Origin of the sequence: Microvirga sp. M2 (genome assembly GCF_047497095.1) — a bacterium.
Classification (GTDB): Bacteria; Pseudomonadota; Alphaproteobacteria; order Rhizobiales; family Beijerinckiaceae; genus Microvirga.
In genome coordinates, this window is record NZ_CP134063.1 from 636015 (window position 1) to 655970 (window position 19956).

Here is a 19956-nt window from a genome sequence, read left to right on the forward strand (position 1 = left end):
GATCATGAACCGACAACACGTGCCGGATGTTCCTCAGCGGGGCGAGCCTGCCGGCTTTCTCAGGACGGGCTCGGAACGCCTGCCGCGACGAACCCGATCGGAACGCCTTCGCCGACGGCGACGAAATCCCGGTTCGCGCATTGTCGCTCCGGCCGCTCGGCACGGCTTCGGGAGACGGCTACGGGCTGCGCGAGCGCCGGACGCGGGCGATCACGTCGTCGGCCAGCGTCGGCCCTGCAAGCAGCACGAGCAGAAGGGCGAACGGCAGGGAGAACAGGAACCCGATGGAGCTGAACCCGATGGCTCCCGTGATGCCGCCGATGAAGAAGGAGCCGAGCAGCAGGAGGAGAAGGCGAAGCTTCTCCCGATCCGCCCTCACGATCTCGCCCGTATGACGGCTGCGGTTCCAGTAGAACAGCTTGCCGAGTTCGATGCCGACATCCGTCACGATGCCGGTGACGTGGGTCGTCCGCATGCGTGCGCCGGAGATCTTGGTGACGGTCGCGTTCTGCAGGCCCATGATGAAGCACAGCAGCGGCACCGCGCCCGCCGCGAATGCCGGTGACGGATGGGCGAGCCAGCCGATCACGCCGAAGAGGCAGAGAAGAACGGCCTCCAGCATGAGTGGGAGGGCGTAGCGGCTGCCGAGGCGATGCCTTCGGCCCCAGTTGATGAGAATGGCCGAGCAGGCGGCTCCGGAGACGAAGGGAACGAAGGCGGCAAGGCCCAGGGTGACGAGAGCGGCACTGCCAACGGCGAGATTGTCCGCCATGGACGAGAGAATGCCCGACATGTGGGAGGTGTATTGCCCGACGGCGAGAAAACCGCCCGCATTGATCGCGCCGGCGATGAATGTCAGCGCCATGCCGAGCAGGGTATCCGTGACGCCCGTCCGCTCCGAGGCGGCAATTGCCTTGACCGATCCCAGGGTGCGGGCGGCGAGGGTGCGGTGCCTTATGGATGTACGCTTGAGGTCCATGTCGAAAAGAGATTACCGCGGCGCTCCGCCCGGGTCATTCATCAATCAAAGGGCTGTTCGCAAAGAGCCGCTCGCAAAGAGCCGCTCGCAAAGAGCCGCTCGAAGGATCTCGAGCGGCCCTCTCGTGGCTCATTGCGCGAGGCCTGTCGAGGCGGAAGCGCGCCGCTCTTCGGGCGGCATTCTGATCGTCTTCGCGATCTCCGCCTCGCCGGCGCTTTCGGCGAGAGAATTTCCGCCGACGAAGACCTGGATCGCGCCGGCCTCGACGACATAGCTGCCGTCATCGAGATGGAAGCCGAGGGATTCGACCGGAACCCGCAGGGTCACCCGTTTCGTCTCCCCGGGGGCCAGATCGATCTTCTCGAATGCCTTCAATTCCCTCAGAGGGCGGCTGCGGCTCGCCACCGGATCACGCGTATAGAGCTGCACGACCTCCTGGCCGGATCGCGAACCCTTGTTCGTCACGTTCACGGCGACATCGAGAGACTCGCCCGCCTCGAGCGAGCGCTTCGCGATGGCGGCGCCGGAATAGGCGAATCGGGTGTAGCTGAGGCCCCAGCCGAACGGGTAGAGCGGCGTGATCGCCTCGTCGATATATTGCAGCGTGAAGCGGTTGTTCGCGAGTGTCGGGCGGCCCGTGGGCAGGCGGTTGTAGTACAGGGGCAGCTGGCCGGTCGCGCGCGGCCAGGTGAGCGGGAGCTTGCCGCTCGGGTTGACGTCGCCGAACAGCGCGTCCGCCACGGCATTGCCACCCTCCGTGCCGGGATACCAGGCCATGAGGATCGCTGGAACGTGTTCCGCCACCTGGCCCAGGATTTGCGGCCGGCCGCCCATGATCACGAGCGCGACCGGCTTTCCGGTCGCGGCCAGCGCTTCCAGGATCTGGGCCTGCTTGCCGTTGAGCCTGAGATCGGCGCGCGAGGCCGCTTCGCCCGAAAGCTCCTGCGGCTCGCCGAAGACCGCAATCACGAGGTCCGCCTTCTTCGCGGCATCGAGGGCCGCGGGCAAAAGGTCCGTCGAACCGCACCTGAGATCGCAGCCAGGGGCGTGGCTCACCGTCATGCCGGCGGATTGCGCGCGCCGACGGATGCCCTCGAGGATCGTGACGCTGTCCTCCTTATGGCCGCGAGCCGCGTGCGGGCCCAACTGGTCCTGGGGCGCATCGGCCAGGGGGCCGATGACGGCGATCGAGCGCGTGCCGGATTTGACCGGAAGGACGTCTCCCTCGTTCTGCAGGAGCACGAGGGTTTCGCGCGCGACTTCGCGCGCGGCCCGTCGGGCCTCCTGCGAGGGAAAACCGTCATCCGTGCGCGCGGGGTCGATGGGAGCCTGATCGAACAGGCCGAGGCGGAACTTGGTGCGCAAGACCCTGCGCACCGATTCGTCGATCACGCTCTCCGGCACACGCCCGGCGCGCACTTCGTCGGGCAGGTGCCTGATGTAGAGCTGCCCCATCATGTCCATGTCGACGCCGGCGAGAACGGCCTTGCGGGCGGCTTCGGCGCCGTCCGCCGCGATGCCGTGATTGATCAATTCGCCGATGCCGACCCAATCCGAGGTGACGAAGCCGTCAAAGCCCCATTGGCTGCGCAGAACGTCGGTCAGCAGCCAGGGATTGGCCGTGGAAGGCTCGCCGTTGAGCGCATTGAAGGCGGCCATGAAGCTCGCCGAGCCGGCCTCGACCGCCGCCCGGAAGGACGGCAGGTAGGTATCGTACATCTCCGCACGGGGAATGTAGGTGGTATCGTAGTCGCGGCCGCCCTGCGGCGCGCCATAGCCCGCGAAATGTTTCGTCGAAGCCGCGAGCCCGCCCTTGCGGAACCCTTCCACCCGGGCAGCGGTCAGGACCGAGCCGAGATAGGGATCTTCGCCGAAGCCTTCGACGATGCGGCCCCACCGGCTGTCGCGCGAGAGATCCGCCATGGGGGCGAAGGTCCAGTTCACGCCCACATAGGACGCCTCCTTGGCGGCCCATTCCGAGGCGAGAAAGGAGATCCGCGGGCTGAATGCGGCAGCCTCTCCCAAGGGAAGCGGGAACTGGGTGCGGAAGCCGTGCAGCACATCGAGGCCGAAGAGCAGCGGGATCTTGAGGCGCGATTGCCGGACGAGAGCCTGAGCCCGGGCCACGTCCCCGGCATTGTTGAAGTTCAAGACCGCCCCGGCCTTGCCGTCTGAAATATCCTCCCAGCGCAAAGGCGGACCATGGGAGACGAGGTTCAACTGCCCGACCTTCTCCTCGAGCGTCATCTGTCCCAGCAGTTCGTCCACGCGCCGCTCGACGGCGTCCTGCGCCGAGGCTCCGGCCTGGAGCAGGCTCGACACGGCCAGGGCGGAAAAAAGGCCTAGGACATAAGAAAGCCGCACATTCGTCTCCATAACTCGGCACGAGAACATGATGGCGAGAGCCGCCCCGCTTCCTATTCCTTTGTGCTCCACAAGACAGCGCCCCGAAGTGGCGTCTTGCGGGCCTGAGGTCAATGGCTTTGTGAGAATACGCGAGCAACCCGTGCCGACAATCCTGAGGCTGCCCTTCCTGGCTCTGTCCTGCGCCCTGATTCTGTCGGGTCTGGCGCTGGCGGCGGCTGCCTATACCCGCAACGCCGAGGCGCTCGCTACGTCCCTGGCCTTTTTCCTCGCGGTGGCGGCCGGCGCTCCCCTGCTGGTCGGCCGTCAGATCGGCCGGCTGCTCGACGAGCAGGCTGTCGAGGACGCCTCCATTTTCGCGGCGGTCACGGCGGAGCCCGCCATGGAGCCGGAGCCCGTCCAGGCCGTGGAGGAGCCTGCGCCGGAGGAGGGCGAGGAATCCCTGCGCCGCCTCCAGAAGGCCGAGGCCGTCGGGCATCTGAGGGACGGAATCGTCCATGATCTCAACAACAAGCTCACGGTGATCAGCGCCAATATCGACGCGGTCGCCCGCCATATGAAGGATCAGCCTCCGATCCAGCGCAAATTGCTCTCGGCCCTCGTCGCGGCCGACCAGGCGGCGAAGCTCATCGCGAAATCCGCGTCCTTCTCCCGTCAAGGCGAGCCGCAGGTTCAGTATCTCGACCTGTCGGAGAGAATTGGCTCGGTCGCGATCCTCATGGGACGCTCGCTCCTGCGCGACACGGTGGAGCTGCAACTGTCGCTGGCCGAGGATCTCTGGCCCGTGGAGGCGGATCCGGACGATCTCGAAACGGCGATCGTCACCTTGAGCGCCTATGTCCGGGATACCCTGACACAGGGCGGCACGATTTCTCTCGAAGCGCAGAATACGTGGATCGAGAAGGGCACTCTCCCGCACCTGACCATCGAAGGCGATTTCGTCGAACTCAGGATCTGCAGCGCTCCTGCGGGCGAGAGTCCGCAGAATGCCGATGACGGCGTGGAGCAGGCGTTCATGCTGCAGGAGGTCGATGTCTCGTCCTGGCTTCGCCTCAGCCGAAGCCTGCACTTTCTCCAAGGCATCGGCGGCGCCTCGAAGGTGTCCCGCAGCGGTGCCGAGATGACGATCGCGCTGTACCTGCCCCGCGCGCGAGCCGCGACGATGCTGCCCTTCGGCCCTCAGGCGGAGGACGAGCCGCCCGAGGATGCCGTCCGGCGGAATGCCGAGATCCTCATCGTCGACGACGAACTCGAGGTTGCGCTCGCACTGCAATCGACATTGGAGGAGTTCGGCTACGTCACGAGCATCGCGACGGATGCCGCGCAGGCGATCAGAAACCTCAAGGCGCGCCGGCCGGACCTCGTGCTGACGGATGTGGCCATGTCCGGGACCATGAACGGCGTCATGCTGGCCCGCGAGGTACGGCAGATCTTCCCCGGCCTCCCGGTCCTCCTGATCACCGGCAATCCCGTCATGGCCGATGAAAACGGCGAGTTTCCGTTGCTGCAGAAGCCCGTCGTCAGCCGCGATCTGCACGCCGCGATCCAGCGGCAGCTGGTGCCGCCGCAGGACGGGGGCAACAAGGTCATTCCGCTGTTTCCGCGCTCACGGAGCGCGTGAGGATCCTCACGTCGCCAAGGTTTGGGCCGCCAGGGGAGATGCCGCCCGGCCTGCGGCCTGCGCCAGCGCCGCGAACAGCCGCTGCTGCGGCTTTTTCCAGACCAGAAGCTCGGGGTGCCACTGAACGCCGATCAGGAAGGGCGCTTCGTCGCTTTCGATGGCCTGAACGATTCCGCTCTCGTCGCGGGCCGCGATCCTCAAGCCTTCCCCGAGCTTGTCCACGGACTGGTGATGCAGGGCATTCACGAGACAGGGATTGCAGCGCAGGATCCCGTCGAGGCGGGAATCGGCCTCGATCGCCACGCGTTTCTTGGGCAGGACCGTGCGCATCTTCGGAGCCTGGACATAGACCTCGTAAATATCCGTGTGGAGGGTGCCGCCCAAGGCCACGTTGATCATCTGCGATCCGCGGCAGATGCCCAGGACGGGAAGCTGCCGGGGCAGCGCGGCCTTCAGAAGCGAGAGCTCCATCTTGTCGCGATCGGGGTCGATGCGGACGTCCGGAAGAACCTTGCCGCCGTAGATCTCCGCGCCGATATCGTCGCCGCCGCCGATGACGAGGCCCTGGAGAGGCTCATCCGGCAATGCCTCTCCCGGAACGAGGCGGGCGGCGCGTGCGCCCACGCGGGCGAGCGCCAGCCAGTGCATCAGATAGCTGCGCCAGCCGCCCCGCCGGGACGTGGTGATGCCGATCAGAGGCGCCGTCATGATCGTACGACCTGCTCCACGATATTGGCCCAGCTTTTGTCCTCGCCCTTGAAGGCGAGGTAGGTGCTCCCGACCATGTCGAGCATCGCGCGATCGGACGCCAGGCGCTCGACGGCGACCCAGCGGTTCCAATCGGGCGCGATGCTCCAGCCGGGATCGCTCACGCGCGCGTCCGGGAGCCGGTAGTGGAAGGTCGGACGCCCATTGATCTTCGCGTTCGGAAGCATGGCCCGGACGCGGTCCTTGTCGAGATGATGCAACAGGGGCAGCAGATCCAGGTCGCGATTGCGGGTCGGATTGACGGCCAGATAATCGTCGATGAAGCGCGGAAGATCGGGCCAGTAGCCAGGCGAGACGATCAGGCGGACGTAATCGGACGGGAACGGATCGGCGAAGCCGAGGAGGTCTCGGGTGCGGTCGGGCGAGACCTCCCGGCGCAGCCAGGGATTCAGGAGCACGAAGCTCTTCATGAAGGCGGTGACGGTGGAGGCGTCCTGGCGCGGAATCTCCGGATTGAAGTGAAGGCCGAAGGCATAGAAGGGTGCATCCTGCGTGCCCTTCGCGCCGAGGCCGCGCAGAATCTCGAGAATGCGGTCGAGCTTCTGCAGGTGGTCGACCGGCGTCGGCGCCGTCACCAGCTCGCAGGGCACGAGATAGCTCGCCGCGAAGCCGAAAAGGGCCGCGATCCTGGGCAGCACACCTTTCTGTCCGCCCCCGTTCTTGCCCGGATGCAGGATGCGGCTGTCGAGCTCGACCGTCAGCTCGCCGATCGACGAATCCTTCAAGGCGTAGGAATGCGGATCCACCTCGATGAGGTGGCCCCCGAGCGCCTCCCGCAGGGCCTGCACGGTCTTTTCGGCGGAGGGGCCGACGAACTCGATCTCGACCCCCACGGTGCGCACTTCGCCGCGCTCGTTGTACAGGACGGGCGGGGACAGGAAGTCGATCGAGGTCGGAAGGGCCGACTGCACCATTCAGGACTCCGGCAGAACGCAAAAATGCGAGGCGTTTGAGGAACGGGCGCGGTGTGGCTGAGTTCCTTGGCCCGACCGTCCCGCTTCTTTTCGAAAGGCCCGGTTTTCGAAAGACCCGGTGTGGCTTTCCGGATGTCCTTTGGTTACAAGCCCGCCATCATGATCGCGAACCATCGGAACTTCGACAAATCCGCCTGGATGGCGGAGCTGCGCGCCACGATCGCCTTGGGCTGGCCCCTGGTCCTGACCAACGTGGCCCAGAACTCCCTGATGACATCGGACGTCATCCTCATGGGATGGCTCGGCTCCGATGCGCTGGCGGCGGGCGCGCTCGGCACGAATCTCTATTTCGCCTTTCTGATCTTCGGCATCGGCCTCATGAGCGCGACCTCGCCCCTGATCGCGGAGGAGCTGGGCCGCCGGCGGCATTCGGTTCGGGAAGTGCGCCGCACGGTCCGGCAGGGGTTCTGGGCCGCCATCACCGTCGCGGTGCCGATCTGGATCGTGTCCTGGAACGGGGAGGTCCTCCTCCTCGCCATGGGGCAGGAGCCCGCGCTCGCCCATATGGCGGGTCAGTACATCCGCGCTCTGCAATGGAGCCTGCTGCCCTTTCTGCTCTACCTGGTCCTGCGTTCGTTCCTGGCGGCGCTGGAGCGCCCCGGCTGGCCGCTCATCATCGGCAGCCTTGGTGTGCCGGTGAACCTGGGCGCCGCCTATTGCTTCATGTTCGGCAAGTTCGGCATGCCTCATCTGGGGCTGATCGGGGCAGGCGTCGGCACCGTGCTCTCGAGCGCCTTCATGTTCCTGGGGCTCGCCCTCGTGATCTGCCTGGATCCGCAACTCAGGCGCTATCACATCTTCGGCCGCTTCTGGCGGCCCGACTGGCCGCGCTATCGCACCCTGTGGCGCATCGGCGTGCCCATCGGCCTGACACTCGCCTTCGAGGTGACGATCTTCAACGCGGCCGCGCTGCTCATGGGGCGCATCGGCGCCAACGAGCTGGCGGCCCATGCCATCGCCCTGCAGATCGCCTCCTTCTGCTTCATGGTGCCTTTCGGCCTCAGCCAGGCGGCGACCGTGCGGGTCGGCCGGGCCTACGGGGCTCAGGATCCGGCAGGGGTGGCCCGGGCAGGCTGGACGGCCTTTGCCCTCGCCACGAGCTTCATGGTCGTGACGGCCTCGCTCATGCTCTTCGCCCCGCGCCTGCTGCTGAGCGCCTTCCTCGATCTCGACGATCCGAAGAACGCGCCCGTGATCGGCTTCGCCGTTTCGTTCCTGGTCATGGCGGCGGTCTTCCAGCTCGCCGACGCGTCGCAGGCCATCGGAGCGGGCATGTTGCGCGGCCTGCAGGATACCCGGGTGCCGATGATCTATGCGGCGTTCGGCTATTGGGGAGTCGGCCTGCCGCTCGGCGTGATCCTGGCCTTCGGGACGCCTCTTCGCGGCATCGGCATCTGGATCGGCCTGGCGACGGGCCTCGGCGTCGTCGCCGGCCTGATGCTCTGGCGCTGGGTGCGCCGCGACAGGCTGGGCCTCGTCACGGCCATGCCGAAGGACGTTCAGGAGGCATTCGCGGGCTGAGCGATCGGCCAGGAAAACGACCAGAAGAGCGACCAGGAGCGCCGTCAGGGGGACGGTTCCGGATCACGCCGCGTCCTCGCGCCGGGGCGAATGATGGCGTGCGGCATGCATTCCGGCGCTCGGACTGCGCTCCAGCACCGCGGCGGCCTCCTCGCCGGAGATGACGGCGCTCTCGATCGTGGCCGGGAGGGCACCCAGCCAGTCTCCGGCAAGCGCCAGATTCGCGAGAGGCCGCAGGGGCGGCTGGGGCAGCAAGGTCGCATCCTGGCGGATCGTGGCGCGCTTCTCCTTGACGACCCGCGCCTCGGGCTGCCGGGCGGCGGAAGCGTCGATGCCGATGTGACTCAAAATCGGGGCGATCTCGTGCCAGATGGCGGATGCGAGATCCGCCGCATTCTCGTTCAGGGTGGCATCGGCCGCCGAGATCGTGACGCTCACATGATCCCGGCGCGCCAGGAGCCATTGGGAGCGCGCTCCGGTGATGCCGATGAAGCGCGGGCTTTCGGATCCGGGCAGGCGGAAATGCACGTTGAGGATGGCCTCGAAGCGCCGGGGGACGGGCAGGGCGGGCAGCAGGCGCCCGATTTCATAAGGGGGCAGGGCCAGGATCACCCGTTCGTCGGGGCTCAGAGCGACGGTACGGTCCGTGAGGCTCAGGCCGATGACCCGATCGCGGCTGGTGACGAGGTGTCTGAGGCGTTGCCCCGCCAGAATGGGAACGCCTCGCACCCGCAGGGTCTCGACCGCGGGGCGGACGAGATCTTCGCCCAGCCCGGTGCCGGCCACGAGCAGCCGGCTTGCGCGCGGCCACATCAGCCGCCGCAATGCCAGCCCGAGACGCTGGGCGGACGCCACGTCGGGCGATGTGTTGAGAACCGCGATGGTGAGCGGTCCGATGAGGCTGTCCATGATCGGTCTGTCGCCGATGATGGAGGCGACGGGGCACTCCTGCGCGGAAAAGGCGAGGCGGAGGATCCGGGCGAGATCGGTGATGCCCAGGCCCGTCGGGCGGTGGGACCGCCAGAGCCACGACCATGGCGACAATCCGATCTGCCGCATCCTGCCGGTGCGCGTATCATAGAGCGGGAGCCCCTTCCGCTCAGGCTCGATCCATCTGTCCCTTGCGCCGACGGTCTTGAGCAGATTCAGCGCGTGCCGATTGGCCGTGAACAGGACATGGGTGCCGTTGTCATGCGCGAAGCCACGCTCGGGACGGATCGTCCGGCAGCGGCCTCCGGGCTGGGGCGCGGCCTCGTAAAGGACGGCCTCGCCTCCTTCCCGGGTGATCGCGAGCGCGGCGCTCAGACCGGCAATGCCGGCACCGACGATGTGAGTGCGTCCTGCCGTCATGTGGGCCTCATGGCGCGGGTGAGAAGGTGCAGTTTGTCTCCCGTGGTGAGGTGGAGCCTGCCTTGCCGTTCGTTCCAGCCCCGGGCCGTGAGCCGGTCGAGGACGCGGCGGTAATTCTCCATCATCAGGATCGCGGGCTTGAGTGCGGCCCGATCGAGGCGCTTCAGGGCCTCGTCCGCCGCGGCGAAGCCTGCCCGCGCCTCCCCGGCCAGGGCTTCGCAGGCGCGGGCGAAGCGCGGATCGGACACAAGAAGGGGCGCCGGCGCATCGTCGAGCCCGAGCCGGGCGAGGCGGGAGAGCGGGATGTAGACCCTGTCGCGCGCCGCGTCCTCATCCACGTCCCGCAGGATGTTCACGAGCTGCAGGGTGCGCCCGAGGTCGAGGGCGAAGGCGCGGGCCGTCGGCACTCCGAAGATGTGCACCGACAGAGTCCCGACGGAGCCGGCGACGCGCCGCCCGTAAAGCCGAAGGTCGTCGTCGGTTGCCAGCCGCACCCGGTCGGCGCTGTCGGTCTCCATGCCGTCGAGCAGGGCATGGCATTCGTCGAGAGGCAACCGGAACAGGCCGGAGGCGCGCGAGAGCTCGCGGCCGATCGGCGTTTCAGGGGCACGGTGCAGGCGGTCGATTTCCCGGCGCCATTCGCGCAGCGCGTCCAGCTTCTCCGAGGCCGGGGCGGCCCCGTCCGCGACATCGTCCACGGCACGGCAGAAGGCATAGACCGCGTGGATGGCGCGGCGGCGCTCATGGCTCAGGCTCTGCATGCCGAGCCGGAACGAGGAGCCGGATCGGCGGACCGCCGCCGCCGTGACGCGGGAATCGCTTCCCTTCTGCTTGGCGACGAGGCCGGGCAGCCCGGTCAGAAACGCGCGGGCCACATCCAGCTTGCCGATCCGGGCATGTTCGATCGCCGGGTCGATCCGGCGCAGGATCCGGCTCAGGCGCTCCGCCAGCGCGATGGTGGCCATGCTCTGGGCACGCAGGCGCCTGTTCTGAAGCCGCTCGGGCAGAACCCGGGCCCGGTCGATCAGCTCATCGACGCGATCCAGCACGGCGTCCAGAACCATGCGTCTCGTCCCGGCCTGGGCCGGGGTGAAAAAGGCGGTCTCGCTCCCTGCCAGCAGCATCCATTGAAGAGGAATGTAGATGCGCCCCAGGCGCTCGTGGTCCTGGCGGCAATCCTGAATGTGGTTGAGGATCTGCAGGGCGGTGCACAGGGCATCCGCCGGCGCCTGCGCCGAGGCTGTTTCCCCATGCAGCTGCAGCAGGAAGCGTCCCGCCGGATTGGCCGAGAAGCGGCAGGAGTCGAGAAGGTCCGCCCAGTCGTTGTAGCGCGACTTGATCGCATCCTGCCGGAAGGCCCGCAGCATCTCGCGCGCCTGCGCGATGCCGGTGTCATACTTTCTCTCGATCCGGAAAAGCCCGTAAGCCTCGGGAACCTTCGGGTCCCCTGCGACGAGCGCCTGCTCGATGGCCTCGAGCTGCGTCAGCTTCTCGGCCGTGGTGAGATCCGGTGCATCGGCAATGTCGTCGGCCGATCGTACGAAGGCATAGAAGGCGAGCACGGCCTCCCGGTGATCGGGCGACAGCACCAGGGACGCGACGGGAAAACTCTCGTCCTTCGGACTCTTGGTTGCATTCCTGGCGGTTGCATTCCTGGCCAGCGTGCTCATGGCGTCATCCCACCGGATAGAGCCTGCCCTTCCAACCTGTCCGACCCGCGCGGCCGATCCGCAGGAGAACGCACCATTGGAGTGCGAGGCTGACAAGAACGGTGAAGGGGTGGAAAGGAATGGAGACAGGAGACTCGCGCGTGGCGACCGTCACCATGGCGCGCGCCGCGAGCGACAGCAGCGCGGCACAGGCGATGGGCCATCCCGGCGCAAAGGGCAGCAGTAAAAACGGCAGGACGTGCCCGCCGAAGAGCAGGGCCGTCCAGACCGGCAGCGCCACGGGCTTGGCCATCCCCTCATGGGCATTCTTGGCGAAACCGTTCCATGCGTCCTCGAAGCGCGAATACATGCGGCACGCGGCAAGCCTGTCCCCCGGCACGAGATCGGTCATGAAGCCGTTGCGCCGGATCTGGCGGGCGAGCTGGATGCCGTCGTGGATCAGAGACCGGATGGCGGCATGCCCGCCGCTTGCATGATATGCTTTTCTCTCCACGAGCATCAGCTGTCCGCAGGCCGCGCCGAAGCCCGGATGCGCCGAAGCGCGCATGAGGCTGACGGGGAGATAGCCGAGGAGCAGCAGATTGATCGTCGGCACGGTCAGCCACTCGCCCGGCGTCTTCATGATCTGCCGCGGGACCGCGCTGACGAGGCGAGCGCCCGTCGTCTGCGCATGGCCCGTCAGAAGAGCCGCGGCGCGAGGCGCCACCCGCACGTCGGCATCGACGAAGAGGAGATAGGCTCCGCGCGCGTGGTGCGCGAGATGATGGCAGGCATGGACCTTGCCGGTCCAGCCTTCCGTCAGGGGCGGGGCGCTCAGCAATCGCAGGCGCGGGTCACGGGCGGAGATCGTCCGGACGATCTCCGCCGTGGCGTCCGTCGAACCGTCATCCATGACCAGCACTTCGATCTCGACGTCCCGGCTCGCAAGGGCCGCCTCGGCGGTGGACGCGATATTCGCCGCCTCGTTGCGGGCGGGGATCAGGATCGAAACGAGCGTTCGCGCCGGTGCGGGAGCATGGGGCGTTCTGTCCAGGACGGCGAGGTTGATGACGACGAGCGCTGCTGGAAGGGTCGCGAGTGCGAGAAGGATGATTCCGAGCGTCGTCATGATCGGCGGCCCTCGTGCGACGGATCGAAGGCCTGCCCGCGCAAGGCGGATGTCAGGCGACGCCAGCCGTCGTAGATCCCGCCGATGCCGGCCCGGCCCTCGAGCAATGTCCGGAAGCGGGCAGGATCGCGCGCCTTCACATCCTCGCTCAACCGGTCGAGCACGGTCGCGAGTTCGGCATCGAGACGCTTCAGGCGAGCGGGTCGCGGACGTTCGAGCAGATCGGCGCTGCGCATGGGATTGCCAAAGGCAATAAACGCTTCCGCTCCCCGTTCGAGCCAGAAGCCGTACTCGATGGCGAGAGGGATGACCGTGCAGTCCGGCGATGTCTCGATCAGCCGCGCGATGCCGGGTTTCAATTCCAGCGGACGCTCGCGCGCATCCGCGAAGCGCCCCTGTGCCGTTATCCAGAGCGCGCGATCGGGGGATGACAGGATGTCGGCGCTCGTCTTCATGAAACCGGCGGCGCCCCGCGGGCTGCCGAGGTCTATGCCGAAAGCCCCGATGCGCCTGAAGATGCCATACCGCTTCAGCATGCCGGCATCGATGGGAGCATAGCTTTCGTAAGCCGGAAAGAGGAAATCGGCCGCGAGAATGTAGACGGCCGCGTCCCACCATGACGGATGGTTGGAATAGACGATGAGCGGACCCTTGGATGGCACCATGGGCTGGCCCCAGCCCGCGATCCGCAGCGCATTCATGTGACGTGTGAAATTGCGGCGGAACGCCGAGACCATGAAACGGTGGGCGACGGGGGAGCGAAGCGCGACGGGGGAGGGCTCTGCCTGTCGGGAGAGCCGGCCCCTTGCCGCGCTGTGTCGATGCTGCATCAAGATGCGTTCCGCAAGTTGTCGGCCCTGAGATCCGAATCCAGAGCGTCGGCCGCGATCCAGCCGGACATCATCACCATCGGCATTCCGGGGCCCGGATGAGCCGCGCCGCCTGCGAGGTAGAGCCCGCGGATCTGCCGGCTCCGGTTGCCGGGCTTGAAAGCTCCCATGAACTTGCCGTGGCTCGCCAGGCCATAGATGGCGCCATTCAGCACCCTGTAGCGATCATGGATGTCCTGGGGAGTCAGATGGCGCTCGAAAACGATGCGGTCCTCGATGTCCTGCATGCCGGCCGTGCGCTTGAGCTTGTCGACGATCGTCTGGCGGTAGGCGGGAAACATCCGAGACCAGTCATGGTGCGGCCTCAAGTAGGGCGTGTGCACCAGAACATAGAGCGCCTCGCCGCCCGCCGGCGCGACGGTGGGATCGGTCGCGGCCGGAGCGGCGAGATAGCATGTCGGATCGGGGGCAGGCTCGCCTCGGCGGTAGATGAAGTCGAACTCTTCCTCCGGATCGCGCGAGAAGACGAAGTCGTGATGAAGAATGTGGTCGTAGCGCTTGCTCAGGCCGAGATAGAGCACCACGCCCGAACAGGCCGGTTCGAAATCCTTTCGCGCGTAATGCTCGCCGACCTCGCCGCCGACGAGTTCGCGGTACGTGCGGATGGAATCCATGTTGGAGATCACGCAATCGTACGATGCCGTCTCGCCATCGGCGAGGACGAGGCCCTTCACCTCGCCGCTCTCGATCTGAAGGGACGCCACCTCCGATCCGGGCTTGAAGGTTGCGCCAAGCTCGGCCGCGAGCTTCATCAGCGCCTCCGCGACGGCGCGCGTTCCGCCCATGGGATACCATACGCCCTCGGCGGCCTGCATATGGGCGATGGCGCAGAGAACGGCGGGCGATCCATAGGGCGATGACCCGACATATTGCGTGAAGTGATCGAGCATCTGCGCCAGACGCTCGTCCTTCACGTTGGACCGGATGGTGCCCGCGACGGACGAGCCCATGCGCAGGGACAGGACATCCCGCAGGGTCGCGGGATTCATGTTCGCGCGGATGTCGATCGTATCGAAGAGGTCCTCCACCGACTTCCAGAAGAAGAAGCGGTTGGAGATATCATGAAGATGAGCCGAGATTTTCTGAAAGCGCCGATAGCCGGCACCGGCGCTCGTGCCGGGCGCGAAGCGGTCCATGACGGACGCCATCGCGTCGATGCTTTCCTGCAGATCGATATGGGTGCCATCGTCGAAGAAGCAGCGCCATTGCGGATCGAGCCGCACGAGATCGAGATAGTCGGACAGATTGCGCCCGGCTTCCGCGAAGATGCGCTCCAGCACGCGCGGCACGGTGAGGATGGTCGGTCCCATATCGAAGCGAAAGCCGCCTTCGCTCAGAACGGCCGCCTTGCCTCCGAGCCAGGGATTTTTGTCGTAGAGCGTGACGGCGTGCTCGCGCGCCGCTGCGACGCAGGCCGCGGCCAGTCCCCCAAGGCCTCCGCCGATCACGGCAACCGAAGCGCTTCGAGCATTCACGACGTTCCTCCCATCGGGTCCGGACGGCGGAATTCGGGCCGGAAAGCGCGCAGATCTCGTTCCCCGGTATCTCGTTTCCCGGTCATGCGCCTCACCTGACGTTTTGGTTGTAGGAGGGGCCAAACGCAGTTCAAGGTGAACTCCCGGCCAAGGGACGGCGGGCGCAGATCATTCGAATGGTGCGCCCGCCCGGTGCCCGGATGACAGGATCGAAGCCGGCGGCAGCGAAGTGCGGTTTCAGACTCTCGAGGCTGCGGGTGCCGCCGCCCCAAAGCAGGTTCTTCAGGCGATTGAGGGAGGAGGCGAGGTCGGGCCCCCGATCAGCCAGCACCGCCACGAGGAGCCAGCCGCCGGGGCGCAGGCTGTAAAAGATCCGCCGGGCCGCTTCCGCCACAACGGCGCCCGGCAGGAACATCTGCGGCAGGAAGGCGAGGTCGAACGCAGCCTCGTCCTCCATCTCTTCCACGCGCTGGCGGCGCAGGGTGATGCGCGTAGAAAGGCCCGACTCGCGCACGCGCCGTTCCCCGATGACGGCCGAGGGCTCCGCCGGCTCGAGGGCGACGGCCGTCAGATGGGGAAAGGCCCGGCACAGGACGATCGACAGCCCCGCCGCTCCGGCGCCGACGTCGAGGAGGCTTGCGCCTTGCCTTTCCAGGCATGGGACGAGACCGGGCAGAAACCTGAGTTTCGGCAGAGCCTTCGCGGTCCAGAGCCGTGTCAGCGCGCCCTGGGCGTCGATGATGGCTTCGTCGGTATGCGTCCAGCCCGCGAGTGCAAGACGGCCTTCCCGGAGCCTGGCTCTGAAATCCTCCGTCTGCAGAAGCGGAGCCTGAAGGGCGGCCTTGAAGGCCTCTGCCCCTTCCTCGGACGTGAAGGACCGCAAGGCCGGGGCTGCCCGGACGCGGCCGTGTTCGCAGCTTGCAAGACCTGCTCCGACCAGAACATCGACCAGGGTCGCGACGAGCGCCGGATCGCGAGACAGTCTCCCGGCCATTCCCTCGATCGTCGAAGGCGTTTCAAGGCACCGGAGCATGCCCGAATCCGCGCAGGCCATGAGGGCGCTCGCGAGCCACAGAGCTTCGTCCGTCCGCTCCAGCAGGTCGAGCACCTCTTCGGGGCGCCGCCGGACAGGAGGGGGCGCGGACCTTCGCCAGGAGCGCCATCCCATGCGATCCCCGCCATGGGAGAGGAGGGCATAGGCGCGCCACAACATGGCAGGCCTACCGGACCGGGATGACGATTGTCGTCGAGGGTTCCCTCACGACGATCCGGGCGGCTTCGAAATTCGGCGGGCCGCGGCGCCCCACGTCGTTCGAGAAACCGTAGGGTTCGCTCGGCAGGCCGAGGATATTGCGGTCGAGCTTGCCGTTCCCGTTGGTGTCCTGAAACACCGCGATGGAATAGGAGCCCGGTTTGACGTTCCGGATCCGCAATTCGACGGTGCCGGGCCGCGCCGCTTCCCGGTCCCTGTAGGGGCAGGTCCTCTCGTCAAAGCTCGTGTCGCAGACCCCCGCATAGATCATGCCCTGCGCCGAGGCGACGCCCTCGGCCCGGATCGTGAGCGTGGCGGCCTGGGCCGCGGGGGCGATCAGAACGAGGCCGAGAATACATCCAGCGCGTCTCATGGGTGGTTCCTCACGATATGGCCTCGCGGATCGCTTCGCTTCCCGGTTCGGGCTGGGGCCATCCTGCGCGCCGGCGCTCCCGGTCTTCCATCAAAAGACGTGCGGTGATGCGCGCGCCCTCGAAGATCACGGGCAGGCCGCTGCCGGGATGGGTTCCGCCGCCGACCAGATAGACATTGCGGCCGAACCGGTTGTGCGGCCGGAAATACAGCATCTGCGAGAGATTGTGCGCGAGGTTGAAGGTCGCCCCTTCAAAGACGGAGAACTCGCTCTGCCAGCCGCGCGGCGTGACCGTGCGCTCGAAGCGAATGCGGCTCTCGATATCGCCGAGCCCCAGCAGCTTGAGGCGATCGAGCGCAAGCCTGCGATATCTCGGCGCCTCCTTCTGCCAGTCGATATTGCATCGCAGGTTCGGCACCGGAACGAGGACGTAAAGGCTCGTGTGCCCTTGCGGGGCCAGCGTCGGGTCGGTTGCGCCCGCATGCTGGACGTAGATGGAAGGCTCGTCCGAGAGAATGCCTTCGGTGATCTCGCGAATGTTGCGTTCGTAATCCTTCGCGAGAAGAATCGTATGATGGGACAGGTCGCCCACATCGCCCTCGAGGCCGAGATAGAGCATGAAGGTCGAGCAGGAGAGCTTTGCGCGATCGAGCTTCGCGTTCGTCCAGCGCGGGCGCATGGCTTCCGGCACGAGGCGGCGCATCGCATGACCGAAATCGCCGTTGACGACGATGGAGCCTGCCGCGAACGTCTCCCCGCCGGCTTCCACGCCTACCGCTTCGCCGTTGTCGTAGAGAATGCGATCGACCGGCGTGTCGAGGCGGATATCGACGCCCATCTTGCGGGCGACAGCCGCCATGGCTTCCGAGACGGCGCCGCAGCCGCCGATCGGGTGATAGACCCCATGCTCGTATTCCAGGAAAGAGAGAATCGTGAAGAGACTCGGGCACTGGAACGGTGACATCCCGAGGTATTTGGTCTGGAACGAAAAGGCCAGGCGCACGCGCGGATCCGCGAAGTAGCGCTTCAGGTCGCCATCGACGCTGGACAAGGGCCGGAGCTTCGGCAGGGCCGCCAGCATGGCAGGCGATACGAGATCGGCAGGGCTTGTGAATGCCTGCTCGAGAATCGGCCGAAAGGCCTCGAGCTTCGCGCGGTTGTCGTCGAAGAAAGGGCGGACGTTGCGCGCATCCGCAGGCGCAAGTCTCGCGATTTCCTGTTCGAGGCGCGTGAGATCGGCCGTTGCGCGCATCTCGCCGCTGCCCTCGAAGACGAGATGGTATTGCGGGTCGAGCCGTCTGAGTTCGACATGGTCTTCGAGGCGCTCGCCGCAGGCCTCGAAGATGTCCTTCAGGATGCGCGGATAGAGAAAAAACGTAGGGCCGAGATCGAATTTGTAGCCGCCCGGCGCGTGGACCGTTCGCGTGCGGCCGCCGACGGCAGGGCCGCTTTCGAACAATGTTACAGGAATGCCCTCGCGGGCCAGCAACATGGCCGATGCGAGACCTCCGGGACCTGCGCCGACGATGGCCACACGCAAAGAGTGCGAGGCGTTCGACATGAGCCGGCAATCCTTATGGATCGAAGGGGGCTAGGCCGGTGGTGAATCATGGCAAGTAGAACAGGCTTTTCCGGTGACCAGAGGCAGGGCCGGAAAGAAGATAAAAATCGAAAGCTTCTCTTGTGAGAATGAAACCATATTCAGGCTATATCTTGCCTGGAGCAAGGGTAGGAAGGGTATTGTCTCAGTTTACTCACCGCTCTGGAAGTATGTGTTTATTAAGGGAAAATCGAGCCGCCTTATTCTCGCCTTTTTAAAGTTGAGCTTCACTTCCAACTGAAACGGAAGGGGAGACCATCTTTGAAAAACATCCTCACCCGCATGTCCGCAATGGCGCCACTTCTATTCGTCGCGGCATGCAATACGACTGCTTCCCATGATCCTTCGACAACAGGATCCATCTCGCAAGCCAGCCTGGGTAAGGAAGTTCAGCGTGGCGCGGCATCCTGGTACGGCCCCGGCTTCCAGGGCCGAAAGACCGCCAGCGGCGAGCGCTTCAGCTCCAGCGCCATGACGGCGGCCCACCGTTCCCTGCCTTTCGGCACGCGGCTGAGGGTCGTCAACGAGGAGAACGGCCGCTCGGTGGTCGTGCGCGTCAATGATCGCGGCCCCTTCGCCCACCGCCGCATCATCGACCTGGCGCAGGGGCCCGCCCAGGCTCTGGGGCTGACCTCCGCCGGAACCGGATATGTCTCCCTTCACACGGTCGAATGAAGCCGATTGCCGGAATTAGGCGCTTCTTAATCCCTTGCGGCGAATCTTGGCCCCGATTCGGGACCAAGGGTTGCTTATATGGAATCGAGATCGTCTCAGCCGACGAACGTCATCCGCTTTCCGGGCGCACGCTCGTCAGCCAGTCACCGCCGCGATCAGAAGTGCCTCATGGATGCGGTCTATACCGCGGGCTCGCTTCCGATTGCGGCCGCCGATCGGGCGACCAAGGACATGGCGAAGCGGCTCCACATCTTCGGCTTCGTCGTCATCGACGAGATTCTGTCCGACGGCACGGTCCGTCGCCTGCGTCCCTCCGAGTCGTTCCACTCCTCCATGCTCCATCCCTGGCGCGTCTCGAAGCCTTCGGGCCGCTATCGGGTCGATGACGATTGGCCCGAGACGGATCGGGAGCTTTTCGCAGCCCTGCTGGCTTGATCCTCGGCCTCGCCTTTTCATCCGCCTGAACTATTTCCTGCCGGGCGATGCGGAGTGGCTTGCGCAAGCTCCGCGAACACTCGCGATTGCAGGGACGGGACGATGCATCTGGTGCAGCTTCTTCTGCCGCTGGCCGACAATGCAGGCCGCCGCTTCGACGAAAGGGCCTATGGCCGCGTTCGCGCCGAACTGTCGGAACGGTTCGGCGGCGTCACCAGCTTCACCCGCGCCCCGGCCATGGGCGTCTGGAAAGAAGGCGGCCATACCGCGCACGACGATATCGTGGTCTTCGAAGTCATGGCCCGGGAGATCGACCACGGCTGGTGGGAGAATTATCGTGCGGAGCTGGAACGGCGATTCCAGCAGGAAGCCATCGTGATTCGCGCCATCAAGGTCGAAATGCTCTGACGGTGGAACCCGGGCCGTGCCGCTTCGCTTGTCGTGTCGGTGAAGCGCATCCTTCGGCAGGGTGGGGCCGTTCTCCCTGCCGAAGGATGCGTACCGGTCGGAAAAGAGCTTCGGGCCGGCTCCGGGGAGCGGGGCTATCCAGGTCCGAGCTCCAGCGGAGCATCGTCATGTCGAAGCCTCTTATCGTTTCCATCCCTCACAATCTCGGTAAGGCCGAGGCTCTGCGCAGGCTTCAAGGGGGGATGAGCAGCCTGAAATCCCAGTTCAGCGACAAGATTGCCGCCATCGATGAAAGCTGGGCAGGAGACCGGATGGATTTTCACGTCGGCGCCATGGGCCAGAACGTCAGCGGAAACGTTCTGGTGATGGAGGAGCAGGTGCGCGTGGAAGTGCAGCTGCCATGGATCTTGGCCATGGTCGCTGAAAAGGCAAAGACGTTCATTCAAAAACAGGGAACCTTGATGCTGGAGAAGAAGTGATGTGACCGATCATC

The 19956-nt window shown here is 65.9% G+C and carries 18 protein-coding genes; 6 read left to right on the top strand and 12 right to left on the bottom strand.

Annotated features, from left to right (window positions below):
- Positions 1–178: 178 nt before the first annotated feature.
- Both RE429_RS03055 and RE429_RS03060 read right to left on the bottom strand, forming a co-directional pair.
- Positions 179–979, bottom strand: coding sequence for a YoaK family protein (locus tag RE429_RS03055; RefSeq protein ID WP_414472912.1), 801 nt, complete (start codon positions 977–979; stop codon positions 179–181).
- Between the two features lie 129 nt (positions 980–1108).
- Positions 1109–3343: a glycoside hydrolase family 3 N-terminal domain-containing protein gene (locus RE429_RS03060; protein ID WP_414472913.1), complete on the bottom strand. Its 2235-nt coding sequence runs from the start codon at positions 3341–3343 to the stop codon at positions 1109–1111.
- Positions 3344–3485: 142 nt separating this feature from the next.
- Here RE429_RS03060 and RE429_RS03065 point away from each other — a divergent pair, with 142 nt between their 5' ends.
- Positions 3486–4964 carry a response regulator gene (locus RE429_RS03065; protein WP_414472914.1) on the top strand — a complete coding sequence of 493 codons (1479 nt, stop codon included), beginning with the start codon at positions 3486–3488 and terminating at the stop codon, positions 4962–4964.
- A 6-nt stretch (positions 4965–4970) separates the two neighbouring features.
- Here the strand turns inward: RE429_RS03065 and RE429_RS03070 are convergent, their stop codons facing one another.
- Together RE429_RS03070 and RE429_RS03075 are read right to left on the bottom strand one after the other, a co-directional pair.
- Positions 4971–5672, bottom strand: coding sequence for a gamma-glutamyl-gamma-aminobutyrate hydrolase family protein (locus RE429_RS03070; protein WP_414472915.1), 702 nt, complete (start codon positions 5670–5672; stop codon positions 4971–4973).
- Complete coding sequence (locus tag RE429_RS03075; protein ID WP_414472916.1) at positions 5669–6646, bottom strand: amidoligase family protein; 978 nt, start codon at positions 6644–6646, stop codon at positions 5669–5671. The genes RE429_RS03070 and RE429_RS03075 overlap by 4 nt, the downstream gene beginning before the upstream one ends.
- A 132-nt stretch (positions 6647–6778) precedes the next feature.
- On the opposite strand from RE429_RS03075, the gene RE429_RS03080 reads away from it, so the two are divergent.
- The gene (locus RE429_RS03080; protein ID WP_414472917.1) at positions 6779–8227 is read left to right on the top strand and encodes an MATE family efflux transporter; all 1449 of its coding nucleotides are present in this window, start codon (positions 6779–6781) and stop codon (positions 8225–8227) included.
- A gap of 63 nt (positions 8228–8290) precedes the next feature.
- On the opposite strand, the gene RE429_RS03085 is transcribed toward RE429_RS03080, so the two are convergent.
- The 8 genes from RE429_RS03085 to crtI all read right to left on the bottom strand — a co-directional run bounded on the left by RE429_RS03085 (position 8291) and on the right by crtI (position 17906).
- Positions 8291–9577 carry an FAD-dependent oxidoreductase gene (locus RE429_RS03085; protein WP_414472918.1) on the bottom strand — a complete coding sequence of 429 codons (1287 nt, stop codon included), beginning with the start codon at positions 9575–9577 and terminating at the stop codon, positions 8291–8293.
- A complete protein-coding gene (locus RE429_RS03090) occupies positions 9574–11247 on the bottom strand; it encodes a squalene/phytoene synthase family protein (RefSeq protein ID WP_414472919.1) in 1674 nt (557 codons plus the stop codon). The genes RE429_RS03085 and RE429_RS03090 overlap by 4 nt, the downstream gene beginning before the upstream one ends.
- 4 nt (positions 11248–11251) lie before the next feature.
- Positions 11252–12355 carry a glycosyltransferase gene (locus RE429_RS03095; protein WP_414472920.1) on the bottom strand — a complete coding sequence of 368 codons (1104 nt, stop codon included), beginning with the start codon at positions 12353–12355 and terminating at the stop codon, positions 11252–11254.
- The gene (locus tag RE429_RS03100) at positions 12352–13092 is read right to left on the bottom strand and encodes a lysophospholipid acyltransferase family protein (RefSeq protein ID WP_414474287.1); all 741 of its coding nucleotides are present in this window, start codon (positions 13090–13092) and stop codon (positions 12352–12354) included. Before RE429_RS03100 ends, RE429_RS03095 begins: the two co-directional genes overlap by 4 nt.
- A 92-nt stretch (positions 13093–13184) precedes the next feature.
- A complete protein-coding gene (locus tag RE429_RS03105) occupies positions 13185–14720 on the bottom strand; it encodes a phytoene desaturase family protein (protein WP_414472921.1) in 1536 nt (511 codons plus the stop codon).
- A 130-nt stretch (positions 14721–14850) separates the two neighbouring features.
- Positions 14851–15933 (bottom strand): SAM-dependent methyltransferase, encoded by a 1083-nt coding sequence (locus RE429_RS03110; protein WP_414472922.1) that lies wholly within the window; start codon positions 15931–15933, stop codon positions 14851–14853.
- 7 nt (positions 15934–15940) lie between these two features.
- Complete coding sequence (locus tag RE429_RS03115; protein ID WP_414472923.1) at positions 15941–16345, bottom strand: DUF2141 domain-containing protein; 405 nt, start codon at positions 16343–16345, stop codon at positions 15941–15943.
- A gap of 10 nt (positions 16346–16355) precedes the next feature.
- Positions 16356–17906, bottom strand: coding sequence for a phytoene desaturase family protein (gene crtI, locus RE429_RS03120; RefSeq protein WP_414472924.1), 1551 nt, complete (start codon positions 17904–17906; stop codon positions 16356–16358).
- A 300-nt stretch (positions 17907–18206) separates the two neighbouring features.
- Between crtI and RE429_RS03125 the strand changes: the two genes are divergently transcribed.
- The 4 genes from RE429_RS03125 to RE429_RS03140 all read left to right on the top strand — a co-directional run bounded on the left by RE429_RS03125 (position 18207) and on the right by RE429_RS03140 (position 19942).
- On the top strand, positions 18207–18620 hold the full coding sequence (locus tag RE429_RS03125; protein WP_414472925.1) for a septal ring lytic transglycosylase RlpA family protein: 414 nt from the start codon (positions 18207–18209) through the stop codon (positions 18618–18620).
- Between the two features lie 168 nt (positions 18621–18788).
- Positions 18789–19055, top strand: a complete 267-nt coding sequence (locus RE429_RS03130) for a hypothetical protein (protein WP_414472926.1) — start codon at positions 18789–18791, stop codon at positions 19053–19055.
- Positions 19056–19157: 102 nt separating this feature from the next.
- Entirely contained in the window at positions 19158–19463 is a 306-nt protein-coding gene (locus RE429_RS03135) for a hypothetical protein (protein WP_414472927.1), read from the top strand.
- 242 nt (positions 19464–19705) lie between these two features.
- Positions 19706–19942: a polyhydroxyalkanoic acid system family protein gene (locus RE429_RS03140; RefSeq protein WP_414472928.1), complete on the top strand. Its 237-nt coding sequence runs from the start codon at positions 19706–19708 to the stop codon at positions 19940–19942.
- Positions 19943–19956: the final 14 nt, after the last annotated feature.